Annotated in this window: 15 protein-coding genes and 1 pseudogene; all 16 read right to left on the bottom strand. The window is 62.3% G+C overall.

All coding sequences use genetic code 11. The features are described from left to right. Window positions 1-315: pseudogene (locus tag A39O_RS0103150) on the bottom strand (hypothetical protein); the annotation flags it as partial. A gap of 226 nt (window positions 316-541) precedes the next feature. Further along, on the bottom strand, window positions 542-898 hold the full coding sequence (locus tag A39O_RS0103155) for a MarR family EPS-associated transcriptional regulator (RefSeq protein ID WP_020503262.1): 357 nt from the start codon (window positions 896-898) through the stop codon (window positions 542-544). Window positions 899-1,343: 445 nt separating this feature from the next. Then, window positions 1,344-2,288: an RpnC/YadD family protein gene (locus tag A39O_RS0103160; RefSeq protein WP_020503263.1), complete on the bottom strand. Its 945-nt coding sequence runs from the start codon at window positions 2,286-2,288 to the stop codon at window positions 1,344-1,346. A gap of 488 nt (window positions 2,289-2,776) precedes the next feature. Then, a complete protein-coding gene (locus A39O_RS31780) occupies window positions 2,777-3,025 on the bottom strand; it encodes a helix-turn-helix domain-containing protein (protein WP_020503264.1) in 249 nt (82 codons plus the stop codon). Further along, window positions 3,009-3,263: a hypothetical protein gene (locus tag A39O_RS0103170; protein WP_020503265.1), complete on the bottom strand. Its 255-nt coding sequence runs from the start codon at window positions 3,261-3,263 to the stop codon at window positions 3,009-3,011. Before A39O_RS0103170 ends, A39O_RS31780 begins: the two co-directional genes overlap by 17 nt. Window positions 3,264-3,646: 383 nt before the next feature. Continuing rightward, window positions 3,647-3,991 carry a nucleotidyltransferase domain-containing protein gene (locus tag A39O_RS0103180; protein WP_020503267.1) on the bottom strand — a complete coding sequence of 115 codons (345 nt, stop codon included), beginning with the start codon at window positions 3,989-3,991 and terminating at the stop codon, window positions 3,647-3,649. A gap of 300 nt (window positions 3,992-4,291) precedes the next feature. Continuing rightward, the gene (locus A39O_RS0103185) at window positions 4,292-5,716 is read right to left on the bottom strand and encodes an ImmA/IrrE family metallo-endopeptidase (protein ID WP_020503268.1); all 1,425 of its coding nucleotides are present in this window, start codon (window positions 5,714-5,716) and stop codon (window positions 4,292-4,294) included. Beyond that, complete coding sequence (locus A39O_RS41555) at window positions 5,706-6,104, bottom strand: hypothetical protein (protein ID WP_169338396.1); 399 nt, start codon at window positions 6,102-6,104, stop codon at window positions 5,706-5,708. Before A39O_RS41555 ends, A39O_RS0103185 begins: the two co-directional genes overlap by 11 nt. A 358-nt stretch (window positions 6,105-6,462) precedes the next feature. Beyond that, window positions 6,463-7,503 carry a hypothetical protein gene (locus A39O_RS36155; RefSeq protein WP_020503269.1) on the bottom strand — a complete coding sequence of 347 codons (1,041 nt, stop codon included), beginning with the start codon at window positions 7,501-7,503 and terminating at the stop codon, window positions 6,463-6,465. Beyond that, window positions 7,496-7,807: a hypothetical protein gene (locus tag A39O_RS40240; RefSeq protein ID WP_157639589.1), complete on the bottom strand. Its 312-nt coding sequence runs from the start codon at window positions 7,805-7,807 to the stop codon at window positions 7,496-7,498. Before A39O_RS40240 ends, A39O_RS36155 begins: the two co-directional genes overlap by 8 nt. After that, window positions 7,804-8,271: a hypothetical protein gene (locus A39O_RS0103195; protein ID WP_020503270.1), complete on the bottom strand. Its 468-nt coding sequence runs from the start codon at window positions 8,269-8,271 to the stop codon at window positions 7,804-7,806. The genes A39O_RS40240 and A39O_RS0103195 overlap by 4 nt, the downstream gene beginning before the upstream one ends. Window positions 8,272-8,358: 87 nt before the next feature. Further along, window positions 8,359-8,592: a hypothetical protein gene (locus A39O_RS41560; protein ID WP_169338397.1), complete on the bottom strand. Its 234-nt coding sequence runs from the start codon at window positions 8,590-8,592 to the stop codon at window positions 8,359-8,361. 105 nt (window positions 8,593-8,697) lie between these two features. After that, window positions 8,698-8,964, bottom strand: coding sequence for a DegT/DnrJ/EryC1/StrS family aminotransferase (locus A39O_RS43085; RefSeq protein WP_407635623.1), 267 nt, complete (start codon window positions 8,962-8,964; stop codon window positions 8,698-8,700). A 67-nt stretch (window positions 8,965-9,031) separates the two neighbouring features. Beyond that, a complete protein-coding gene (locus tag A39O_RS0103220; RefSeq protein WP_020503274.1) occupies window positions 9,032-9,322 on the bottom strand; it encodes a hypothetical protein in 291 nt (96 codons plus the stop codon). Between the two features lie 350 nt (window positions 9,323-9,672). After that, the gene (locus A39O_RS31790) at window positions 9,673-10,065 is read right to left on the bottom strand and encodes a nucleotidyltransferase domain-containing protein (protein WP_020503275.1); all 393 of its coding nucleotides are present in this window, start codon (window positions 10,063-10,065) and stop codon (window positions 9,673-9,675) included. Beyond that, on the bottom strand, window positions 10,055-10,483 hold the full coding sequence (locus A39O_RS0103230; protein WP_026199132.1) for a nucleotidyltransferase substrate binding protein: 429 nt from the start codon (window positions 10,481-10,483) through the stop codon (window positions 10,055-10,057). The genes A39O_RS31790 and A39O_RS0103230 overlap by 11 nt, the downstream gene beginning before the upstream one ends. Between the last annotated feature and the right edge of the window lie 982 nt (window positions 10,484-11,465).

Consider the following 11,465-nt stretch of genomic DNA (forward strand, 5'->3'; position numbering starts at 1 on the left):
GAGCCGTTCCATGCCCAGCAACTCCGCCAGATCCAGACAATAATGCGCCAGGCGGTGGATGGAAAACCGCTGGGGATCGGTGTCTTCTTCCAGGACGAACAGCAAGGCTTCACGCCGGCCATCCGGCCACTCCACCAGCAGGGGTGTATCCAGTTCGCGAAACCGCGCGCCAAGGCGTTCTTTGAGCTGTTCCTGACGGATCGGCAGGATCCGCGCCCCCGGATCGATGGCGGCGGCTTCCGCGGCGGCNGCGAAGTGGATGGCCTCGCGCGGGTAGTCGAGAATGAGGTTCTTGAAGTTCTGGTCGTGGCTCATGGGGGAATCGGACAGCGAGGCCAGGTTTGCCATGGCCTATCGGCACCAAGGAATCGCATCGATCGATCAGAGACGTCGGACTTGATCATCCTACCGGCCGGTGGACGGCGCCACGTTTGTCCACCCGATGCCGTCTGGCCGGAATCGTGACCAAAGTCCAGCGCCGTGCTGGCTGAGAGGGACCGTCCGTGGCACTGGGTTCCGGCATCGTGCCGGAATGACGGGGTCAGGCGGTCGGATCGAGGTGCGCGGCCGGGACGGCGTGCAGGGCGCGGACGTCCTGGCGCAGGCGGGCGATTTCGGCTTCCAGGGCCAGGTATTCNGCTTCTTTGCGCTGGAGGAAACGCAGGGTGAGTTGCGCCTTTTGCTCGATGCCGTGCGGGGTGAGCAGGTAGGCGTAGGCCCGTTTGTCCTTGCTGGTGCGGAAGTTTTGGATCTTGATCCAGCCTTTGTCGACCAGGGCGCGCACGCAGTAGTTGGCGGCGCCGACGCTGACGCCCAGTTCGCGNGCCAGGGCGCGCTGGGAGAGCGCGGGGTTGGCTTGCAGCAGGCGCAGGGCGTGGAAGTGGCGGTCTTCGCTCACGGCGGGGGCGGCTCCTGGGGGGCTTCGGTGCGGTCCGGATCACGTTATATCGCGTTCGCACCTGATATCCAGACAGACCTCGTGTAGGGGCGGGTTTGAAACCCGCCCCTACGTCCGGTGATCACGTCCGAAGGCTAGGCCTGCACGGCCAGCCGGAGGTTGAGGCTCCAGTTGGNTGCGGGGCGCCGCCCGCTAAAGCGTCGGCCTCCGGTTGGGGTGCACCGGGCGCTAAGGCGGTGCGAAGGCCGTTGGGGCTGGTGGGGAACGTGAGGCGACCCGTGCGGAGCGGTCAAACGGGTCCGGACACGCTACCGCCCTACCCTGTCAGTGGCGGGCATGGCCGAGGTCACCGGTTCGCACCTGCTCGAAATGGTTGTTCAGTCCTTAAACGGCTGGCTATGCTAGCGCGGGTGAGGCGCGGCGGCAAGGTGGTTTGGCCGTTCGGTTAGTGGAGCACCTCGTCGAGGGTCTGGGCGGTGAGGATGCGGTCGGACCACTCCAATAGGGTTTCGGAGTCGGCGCGCGCGATGCGCTCACGCACCGCCTCGGTGGGCGGACCGAACTTGCGGGCGATCAGGCGCAAGAGCATGGCCGCCTCTCCCTCTCTATGGCCTTTCTGAATCCCGATGCGCTCGGCAGTGGTGACGTATTGCATGTGCTCGGCTTCCTCTAGCGCTTGAATGCAGCGATGGTCGTCTTCTTCCAAGGCGTCGGGCAACGCTAACACCCAATCGATGAAGGCGTAGAGACTCAAGATCGCGTCGCGCTCCAGCCCGAGGCGATAGAGTCGGCGCGTCAGGCCGATCTTGTGTTCGAGCCGCGCGGCCGGGTCGCGACGGGTCGCGGTGGCTGCCAAGTGCGCCAACACGACCAGCGCAAAGGGGTTGGGGCTAGCCTCCAGTTCGGCCGTGCGGTCACGATAGTCCAGCAGCTTGATGCTGGGAAACTCCAAGACCGCCCGGCAACCCCACAGCGCGTGCGCGTAGCGCACGGGGCGCCAGTTGGGATGATTGTCGGTCAGCACCACGAAGGTGGCGACCGGGCGGTTGTAACGGTCGGTCAGTCGCGAGTGATCGATGTAGAGGCGCCGCGGGAAGTCCGCCTCCCGGTCGCCTTGGACCTCGGTGTGGATCAAGACCCAGGTCTCCTCTCCACTGCACCGCCAGACTTTGATCAGCTTGTCCGCATGGCGGCGACCCACGACCGCGCGACGGGTGACCTTCTGGAGTTCTTTGTCGAGGAATTCATATCCGCGGGACCAGTCGATGTCGGCGGCGGCCAGGGGGAAGAAAAACTCGAGAAACTGCCGATGCCAACGGTCGAGTACGTCTTTCCAGGGCGTGTCGTAATCGTCGCGCGGGACAGTGGACGGATGTGGTTTTTTCGGCATCGGTGTAGGGCGTTCCGTCTTAATCTTGCCGGTCCGTGCTCGCTGCGCGGTACCGTCCATGGCACGGGGTTCCGGCATCCTTGCCGGAACGACGGGCTGTGAGATCCGCGGCGGCCGGTGGGGCGGCGGCGCTTGGCTTGTGCTTAGGGCACCGGTGTGGCTTAGAGGTGCCGTCCTGGCACTGGGTTCCGGCATCCTTGCCGGAACGACGGGCTGCGAGATCCACGGCGGCCGGTGGGGCGGGGGCGCGGCGGCAGCGCTTGGTTTGTGCTTGGGGCGCTTTAGTGGCTGAGAGGTACCGTCCGTGGCACTGGGTCCCGGCCTCCGAGCCGGGACGACGCAGAGCGCGGTTCACCGCGCGGTCCGTCGTTCCGGCACGATGCCGGAACCCAGTGCCACGGACGGTCACCCGCAACCAGCACACCGCCCGCGGTTGCGCGATAGCCCTGCCTGGTACTGGATTCCGGCACCTTACCGAAACGCCGGGGTCAGGCGTTCGGGTCGAGGTCCGCGGCCGGGTCGGCGTGCAGGGCGCGGACGTCCTGACGCAGGCGGGCGATCTCGGCTTCCAGGGCCAGGTATTCAGCTTCTTTGCGCTTTAGGAAGCGCAGGGTGATCTGGGCCTTCTGCTCGATGCCGTGCGGGGTGAGCAGGTAGGCGTAGGCCCATTTGTCCTTGCTGCCGGCACGGTTCGTATAGGGGAAGTCCAGCAGTACGATGTCACCGAGGTTTGACATCGAATACCTCTTCCCAATCCACGCGGGCATCGTCATCCGTCGCAAAATAACTGGCCATACCCAAGGCTTGGAAGTCTTGCTCCGCATCGTCGGGACGGCGTTGGAATGCGGCGACGGGGAGGCCGGTGCCCTCATCCCGGTCGAGGACAACGATCAAGAGTTCGGCCTCTACCACACCGGTCAGCGGCGCCAGCAATTGGATGTGACCGTTGCGATAGAGCGCCTTTACGGCTTGCATATCGTGATCCTAAGGGGGATCGCGATCAAGGGTTGCGGGTCTTGATTGCGGTTGAGGACACGCGGCAGCGGGCCTTGATCATTGTTTCGACGGGTGCCGGCCTTGATCATCGTTCCGGTCAGCCGAGGCACCGGCGGGCTGGAGTTCAAGGCTTCAGCCTTGGAACGGCAAGCCAAGGCTGAAGCCTTGGACTCCAAATGAGCAGCGTGGGCCGGAACGATGATCAAGGCCCTTTGGGGCCTCGATCGTCATCCCGGCCAGCGGCATGCGTAGTCAGGGCTTCCAGCCCTGACAGTGTCAGGCCAGGATGGCCTGACTACGCACCCGGCGAGTCCGAGTGGCCGGAATCTTGACCGTGGCCGGCTTTGGCGTCAGCGTGGTCTTCACAAGCGTATGCCCTCAGCCGCAATGTTCTCCAGGAGCTGAGGATTCGGGTAAGTTTCGGGGTGCTCCCATTCATCCATCCAGACCGGCAACGGTGAGATGTTGATGCCGGTCTCCAGCAGCACGTCATACGCGACATCGGCCATGGCCAGTTTGGTCTGTAGAAAGGGCTGGTGCGGCCCTTGCATCAGAATGGCGACATCGGTGTCGCTGTCCGGGCGGTGCGTGCGCCGTGCGCGGCTGCCGTAGAGGATGACTCCCACGATGGGGTAGTGACTGGCGATGCGGTCTACGAACTGGCGGATCGCCGGGAGGACTAGCGGCGGGATGGGGGGGTGGGACATTCCGGTTTTAAGTTTTAGGTGGTTTCCGAAGAACTTCGTACCACGCGGGCTCAACCTCCGGCGACCGGGACGGCGCGATTGGAGGTCGAGGCTTTAGCAGGCGGCGGTGCAGCGTTCGTCTGAAAAATCGAGGCCCTGTCTGGTCTTGCGAGTGCAGCAAGATCCGCAGGGGCTGTCGGGGCGACTAAAGTCGCCCCTACCTGTTGGTAGAATCTTTCCCGGAAATCACCTAAAGGCGGTGCAGGTGCGCTGCAGGGCGGCCGGGTTTATGAGCCAGGCCGACCCTGAGGTGAGCAGCGCTCACTGGGTTCCGGCTGTATCGACGGTGGTGCGGTTCCGCAGCAGCGCTCGCTCCAGGAGGATTCGGTCGTCTTCCGTGAGGTTTGACGATGTCGTGTTGAGGAGGTGTTGGGCGGCGAGCTGCCGGCTGACACCATGGCTGACACAGAGTTCGGCGAGTGCTGACCCCGGCGATGCAGCGGCGGACCAACGGCGCGCGGCCAACGCCTGCGGCAACAGGATCTCGGCGGCAAAGGCGTTGGCCCTTTGCTCGCATTCTACATCCACTTCTCCACCCAACACTTCCGCAACCGGCAGCGCTCGGTCTCGGTCGATCAGGAGATGGCACAACTCATGTGCCAGGGTGCTGCGTTGACCATGCATGGTGCTCGAACGTGCTTCGGCGTGGGTGTTGATCATCACCAGGGGAGCGGACTCGCCCCAACAGGCGATCGCATCGATCGCGGGGGTCTCTAGTGTGGCGCTAATCACTGAAACATCATAGTCATGCATCAACTGCATGGGATCAAAACGCTGACTTGGATCGAGTTTTAGCTCGGCGCGTAACCACTGGGCAAGGCGGTAACCCTGCTCCCATGGTTTGCCATCTCTGAGCGAACCTAACGCGGTTTGGGCGTGGGTCGCCAAGCGGGGCGAGATGGGCGTTCCGCCGCGCATTTCGTTGTGGATACGCATGATGAGTGCGCCGATCTGCGAACTCGTAAGCACATGGCGCGCCATTCTCGCCGCTGCCAGGTAGGCGGACTCTGGTTTTACTGGATCGAAATCCTGTGCCGGTGGTTCGATCAGCGACAAGGGGACGCTTCCGAGCCGTGTCAGCCGGTCGTGGTCGAGACCGGTGCGGTAGGTCAGGCAATGACGCCTCAGCCCGTTTTCGCGGTCATGCCAGGCCGCGACGGTGGCCTGAACGTGTGGCACCTGGCTCACCGCAAAGAAGTGCGCGAGTTGCTGACCGACCTGTTCAAGCAGAAGGTAAGCGGCGGAGAACGCGACGCGAGAGGGTTGCTGATCCTCGTCGACCAACCACATGGTATTGCCGGAACGCGCGATGGTCAGGGCCGGGACGAACGCGCCGCGGATGGATCGCCCGAGGTTGTGACGATCAAGGTAGCGGTAAACCAGCGTCTGTTCCAGATCGACTTGCGCCTGCGACAGGTCGCGCCAGCGCTCGCGGGCTTGAGGCAGCAGATCGCCTGGATGACGTACTCTCGGCAACGGTAATGGCCAGCCTTCTTCGAGGACCAGGGCGGACCAATTGCGCGCCAACCAGTCCAACATCTCAATCCACGTCCAGTCGAAGGGACCTTCATCCTCATCCGCCCAGTAAGGCTCGCCGTCCAATGATAAGACCGCGCGCGCCCAACCGGCTTCTCGGGATCCGAGCGCCGAGTCTCCGAATAGGGTAAAGCCGAGCTCATCGGCCATAGTTCTTCATCCAATTCTTGAACGCACGGCCGTAGCCAGCGGCAACCGCACGGCGTTCAAGCTCTTGTTTTATCTGGTCTGGTAGCGGCGCGTTACCGGGGCGTGCGCGCCAGGGATAGCCGTGCCAGGGGGAGTCGCCGGTGTTAACGGCCTCGTACACGATACCTTCATGTACATTGTAGATGCGCTCAGGCTCCGGGCTGTCTAGGGGATAGCTCACACCCGCTTGGAGGAGCTGCTCGGCTTGGGCTTTGCTTAGTGTATTCGGACACTTGCCAACATGTATTGTTTTTCGCCCACGGTCCAGAGCAACGAAGCCGGCTTCCGGTTTGTTCCAGCAGTGTTTTACGCGGTGCTCACCGGGGTCGTATGTCAGGTTGACTAGCATGGGGGTGGGGGAGGTTTTAGGTGTTAAGTATTAAGTGTTATCGAGGACTCTTTTAATATACGAGCACGCTGGACGATAGGCGCCAAGTTTTTTATCTATATTATCAATTTGTTACGACGCCAAGATCGGCATAGCTGTCCGGTTCGAAGCGCTGGCCGAGTGGAATCCAAGGCTTCAGCCTTGGATCGGCAGGCCAAGGCTGAAGCCTTTGACTCCAAATGGGCATCGCTGGCCGGAGCGATGATCAAGACCTCAGCAGGCCTTGGTCATGAACCCGGCCACCGCGCGATCTTGCACGGTCGTCGGTCCGCACAGCGGACCCTACAGGTCTTCCCTGTTTGAGATGGTCGGGCTCTTCTCAAGCAGCTTCGAGCAGATCGGTAAAGCGACGCCCTTCCTGCCACTTCGCGCGCAAGGTAATGGACTGAGGGCCTGTCGGCCCTTGTTCACCCAGACGCAGACCATAGGCAAGACGCTCATGGCTTGCCGTTTGTTGAAAGACCTCGGTGGTCGTGCCCAGCAGTTCTGCCAGCCTTTTATTATGCAGCGGCCCCCGTTGAATCCCGGCCGCGGCACGCACTCGCTGTGCAGCGAGTTCGGCGGCCATCCACGGCGGTTCCGACGGCGTGCGCAGCATCGGCGACACCGCGGACAACAGTGCGGAAAAATCGCAACGCTGCCCCGCCGCTCGGACCATGGACACCGCGCGCTCCAGAACCTGTGAGGCATCGCCACCCGGTCGCGCTGCGATGGCCTCTTCGACCGCCTCCAGACCAAAGTGGTTTGCCAATGCCCCGAGTGCCTCGATGGCTTCATCCGGGCCCTGATCGGGGTCACAACCCAGCCGCGCCTCGATCCGCCGCCAACGGGCCACCGCGGGGTCTGTGCGTTCCGCTCTGAGTGCACCGATCAGTGCGCGCAGGGCCTGACGGTCTGATCCGAACCCCTGCTGCGCGTCGGCCACCCGATCGAGAAACTGATCCACCTGGGCCTCGTAACCTGTGGCCGGCACGTACAACAGTGCATCCGTGAGATACCGAACCGGACCGATGACACCAATCGGGTCGGCCTGGCTGAGCAAACCGATACGGTCCAGATCACCCCAGATGCAGAGGCGGGGCCATGCGTAACCACCGCCGACTGAGGCGATGTCATGCGACAGACGCCATGCGGCCGTCGGGCCGCTCGCTGGGATGCTTTCCCAGCGTAGCCGCCACCAGTTGTCGCAGAACCAATAGGCCAAAGGGGCCGGCGCGGCCAGCACCGCGTCATCCGGTTGGTGTCCCTGATTGCGCAATAGACGGGTGAAGACGGTTTTCCCGGCGCCGATGCGGAGGCGACACGGATCGTCGGACGCTGCGTCCGGCTTGGGTTCGAGTTGAAGTGAGAATTCACTCATGCCTTGAAACCATACAGGGCTTGGCTCCGTTCGGCCGCTGCCCGATCGATCGCGTCCCCGTCGTCCATCGACCACGCGTGAAAACGACGGTAAACAGCCTCGGCGATTGCTCTTTGGTAAAGCCCGCGTGCTCATCACACAGCGTGGCATCACCCCGGAGTTTGTTGTAGGGAGCCAACCCGAATGCAAGCGGTGCCGCCTTGTGCTTTGCGTAACCATGATAGCGGGCAGTCTTGCACAGGCGCTTGATCAGCGCCGGATCCGGCGAGGGAAGTCCCACTGCCTGCGAGGCGATTTCCGTCAATCCCCTTGGTGTCCGGTTCGCTTGAGCCAGGCTTTGATCAGGTCGGGATCTATCCCGCGCAGGATGTCTTCCGGCGGGAGGCCGCGCAGGCGCTCTTCGGGCGTATAGCATGTGAGTACCTCCGCCGGATCCAGGCCGTGCAGGCGCTCTTCGGGGCTCAATTTCTCAAGCAGGTCGGCGCGCAGGGTGGCATGGTTCTCCGGTGTCTGCCATGGGTTGTCGAGCATCACGCGCAGGGCGTCGCGTTTGATATCGTCCACATTGAAGGACATGTCGGTCATCTCCAGTCGATGCATTTGTGCAATAAGGCCTTGCGACGCGGCCGCTGCGGCAGTGTCAGCGGTGGGCTCGATGCCGAAACAGGGGATGCCGTCGGTGAGTACGCGCAGGAATTCGGGGTCTGTCCTTCGCAGGAACCAGTCGGCACCGGCCAGACAAGTGATGGACTCGCTTTGGTCCAGCACGCAAGTGGCGCGCCTGGTCGTTGAGCCGACCCATATCATCGGCGATGTTCAGCGTTCAGTTGGAGTCCAAGGCTTCTGACGCGTCCCTTAGCGCTCGGCCGCAAGCGTCGGCGGTAACGGCGGACGCTCATGGCAATGCGGCCCCCAGAAGGAATCCTCGGCACATTGGAACGTCGCCTCAGCTTCCTTGAGGGAATAACGATCGACCTTGCCTTGCGCAATCAGATCCATTAGCCGACTTGCTTCCTCCCGATCAGACTCGGCCCACCTGGCTGGCTTATCCGAATGATCTTCCAGTTCGTAACATCCGCGCGTCGACATGACAGGCTCCTCAAGGCTTGAATTTCCCAATCAGGGCGTCAGGATTCGAGTCGGCGAGCCCACGTGGCCGCAGTGTTGCTGTTCTGATGAGGTTCCGTACTTTACTTAGCTTCGCTCTGAATCAGGGTCGCGACGATGCGTTGCTGGTCGGCTTCGCTCAGGTTCCGGTGCATGGGCAGGCTCATGACCTGGCGGGCAATTGACCTCCGCGGTCGCCAAGAACGTAAAGGGCGTGGTGATGACCTCGTCACCGGAACCAATGCCGAGCGCCATCAGGCTGATGAGCAGGGCATCGGTGCCGCCGGCGACCGTGATGCAATGCTTAGCACCGGTGTAGACCGTTAGGCGTTCCTCCAACCCGCGATCAGCCATAGCCGTTCTTCCGACTGGCGCGCGAGCCAGAGGTCGAGGATGACATTGACGTGGAAGACAAGATTCTTCACCGGGCGTATTTTTCTGCCAGGATTTCAGTCAAGGCTTGCTTGTCTTCTGCGGCGCTGACGGCGGTGCGCTGGCGATTAAGAGGACCAAGGACTCGCCGGATCTCGGTCAAGAGATCTGTTGCGGCGGCGGGAGGTTTGACCACCGACGGTTGGGTCTGCGTTGGGGGTTCCGCGGTGTTCAGGGCCGTGTCAGGCAACTCGATGAGGACGGGAAAGCGCTCTTGGGCCAAACAAATCGGGCGCGTAAAGGTAATGTGTCCGTGATCGTAGATGGCTTCGAGTCGCATGCTGGGGTTCCTGGTGTTGCCTGAGGATACAAGGCCGGACGCTTCGACAGAGCGCGGGGCTTGATCGTCAAGCGGGCCGTCGCGGCTTGGTCGTTCGTACGGCGTAGCGCCGGGCCACGGCAGCAAGCGACGCATTTTTTTGCCACGGAAGACGTCCAGTGATCACGTCCGAACGCTAGACCTGCACGGCCAGCCGGAGGTTGAGGCTTCAGTTTGTTCAGTCCTTAAACGAGGGGCTATGCTAACGCGGGTGAGGCGCGGCGGCAAGGTGGTTGATCGATCGGGGCGCGGTCCAACGTGATCCAGAATATGCTCTCACGGGGTTACGGGGCTCTTTGGGCATTTCGCCATCAGTGCCGGTGACTTACCGCATCTGACGTACTGAGGCCAGGCCTGGCTAACGGTGATGGCAGGATCGATCGGCTTTCGTAAAACACCCGGCCCACCCGCTGGATGTGGTCTCGCAGTGCTTCATTCTGGATGCTGACAAGCCTGGAGAGATCGACGCAGTAAGGTAGCAGCAGGTCGTCCAACTGTGTTTCCATTGCCAGCAGTTGGGACTCGTCGAACCCGCGGCCCTCCAAGACAAGGTCGATATCCGAGCCACGGCGATAATTGCCCATAGCTCGAGAACCATAGAGTAGAGCACGCTCGATGGTGGGAGAGTTGGCGAACACGGCACGAATTTGATCGATGACCGATTGCGACAGCCCGCAGGTTTCGGGGGTGATGTCAGCCGACATCAGCTAGCGCCTCCATGCGTGTCAGGAAAGCGCCGAAAACAGCCATGTAGCGGGTTGTAATGATCTCGATCAGTTGTTTAGCCGTATTTTCGTCATAGGTGTGCGAAGAGCGATTGCGACTTTTGATGGTATCCATCCAAGTGTCGCCGTCGCTTACCAGACCACGCCGAAACGCTTCGCGGATGGCGTCGCGCGAACCGGTGATGTCGGTGGCGCCCTGATACTCGAAGTAATCCTTCATGACATTCCAGGCGAGTTCCTGAGTAAACTCAAAGGCTTTAATGAGCCCTTGCTGTTCGAGTCTGGACAAGGGCCGTTCTTTGGCCAAGTCCACGGCCTCCCGCAGTTGCTGGAAGGCTCGCCGGTAATTGGCAAAACGCTGTTGCCAGCGGATATCGAACATGGATTCATGAGTCATGTGCTGTCCCTTCTAAAGCTAAAGCGTCGGCCTCCGGTTGGGGGGCGAAAGCCGTTGGGCGTAATGGGTTGCTGGATGGCGCCGCGGGCCTTGATCACGGTGCCGGCCACGCGGCCTCGTCGGGTGGAACGACGATCAAGAGCACGGCTTACGGCGCATATTCCTGCGGGCTTAAGGTGACGGCCGGGGAAGCATCTACCGGCGGGTGGGGGCGACTGAAGTCGCCCCTACAGCCGCGCCGTTGGAATCGCTTTAAGTCCCACTGCTTGCGAGGCGATTTCCGTCAATCCCCTGAGTGTTCTGTTTGCTTGAGCCAGGCTTTGATCTGTTCAGGATCCGTCGCGCGCAGAATGTCGTCCGGCTGCCAAGACAGGGGATGCCGTCGGTGAGTACGCGCAGGAATTCGGGGTCTGTCCTTCGCAGGAACCGGTCGGCACCGGTCAGCCGGGTGCTGGACTCGCTTTGGTCCAGTTCACCAGCACGCAAGTGGCGCGCCTGGTCTTTGAGCCGGCACAGATCATCGGCGATGCTTAGCGTTCAGTTGGAGCCCAAGGGTTCTGGCGCGTCCCTTAGCGCTCGGCCGCAAGCGTCAGCGGTAACGGCGGACGCTCATGGCAATGAGCGACGTCTTCCGCCGGAATCAGGACAGGGGGCTGAGGCGATTCCCAGGAATCAACATCGCGGCTGCGCATGCCTGCAAGACAGCGCAAACCGCTGATCTGTCAACGGTCGTGACGGGGATGTTGCTTCAGCCAGGCTTCGACGAACGCGGGATCAAGACCTTCCAGCCGCNCCTCGGGGCTGAGCCCGCGCAGCCACTCCTCGGGGGTGGGCTCGCGTGGCCACTCATCGGGGGCAAGGCCGCGCCGCCGAAGCGCATCCACCAGGCGATCCAGCAGCGTCCGGATCTCGGGCGCCAGCCCGCGCAGGCGACCCTCTTCCACCAGGCGATCCAGCGCTGTCTTCAGGTACTTGGGATCGC

This window comes from Lamprocystis purpurea DSM 4197 (assembly GCF_000379525.1).
Lineage (GTDB): Bacteria > Pseudomonadota > Gammaproteobacteria > Chromatiales > Chromatiaceae > Thiodictyon > Thiodictyon purpureum.

What these genes read in the sequence shown, in the direction of transcription:
- A39O_RS0103170 (WP_020503265.1), bottom strand. Translation starts at nt 3,263, where the DNA reads ATGCAAGCCGTAAAGGCGCTCTATCGCAACGGTCACATCCAATTGCTG.
- A39O_RS0103220 (WP_020503274.1), bottom strand. Translation starts at nt 9,322, where the DNA reads ATGCGACTCGAAGCCATCTACGATCACGGACACATTACCTTTACGCGC.
- A39O_RS41555 (WP_169338396.1), bottom strand. Translation starts at nt 6,104, where the DNA reads ATGCTAGTCAACCTGACATACGACCCCGGTGAGCACCGCGTAAAACAC.
- A39O_RS0103230 (WP_026199132.1), bottom strand. Translation starts at nt 10,483, where the DNA reads ATGACTCATGAATCCATGTTCGATATCCGCTGGCAACAGCGTTTTGCC.
- A39O_RS36155 (WP_020503269.1), bottom strand. Translation starts at nt 7,503, where the DNA reads ATGAGTGAATTCTCACTTCAACTCGAACCCAAGCCGGACGCAGCGTCC.
- A39O_RS0103185 (WP_020503268.1), bottom strand. Translation starts at nt 5,716, where the DNA reads ATGGCCGATGAGCTCGGCTTTACCCTATTCGGAGACTCGGCGCTCGGA.
- A39O_RS31780 (WP_020503264.1), bottom strand. Translation starts at nt 3,025, where the DNA reads ATGTCAAACCTCGGTGACATCGTACTGCTGGACTTCCCCTATACGAAC.
- A39O_RS41560 (WP_169338397.1), bottom strand. Translation starts at nt 8,592, where the DNA reads ATGTCGACGCGCGGATGTTACGAACTGGAAGATCATTCGGATAAGCCA.
- A39O_RS31790 (WP_020503275.1), bottom strand. Translation starts at nt 10,065, where the DNA reads ATGTCGGCTGACATCACCCCCGAAACCTGCGGGCTGTCGCAATCGGTC.
- A39O_RS43085 (WP_407635623.1), bottom strand. Translation starts at nt 8,964, where the DNA reads ATGGCTGATCGCGGGTTGGAGGAACGCCTAACGGTCTACACCGGTGCT.
- A39O_RS0103160 (WP_020503263.1), bottom strand. Translation starts at nt 2,288, where the DNA reads ATGCCGAAAAAACCACATCCGTCCACTGTCCCGCGCGACGATTACGAC.
- A39O_RS0103180 (WP_020503267.1), bottom strand. Translation starts at nt 3,991, where the DNA reads ATGTCCCACCCCCCCATCCCGCCGCTAGTCCTCCCGGCGATCCGCCAG.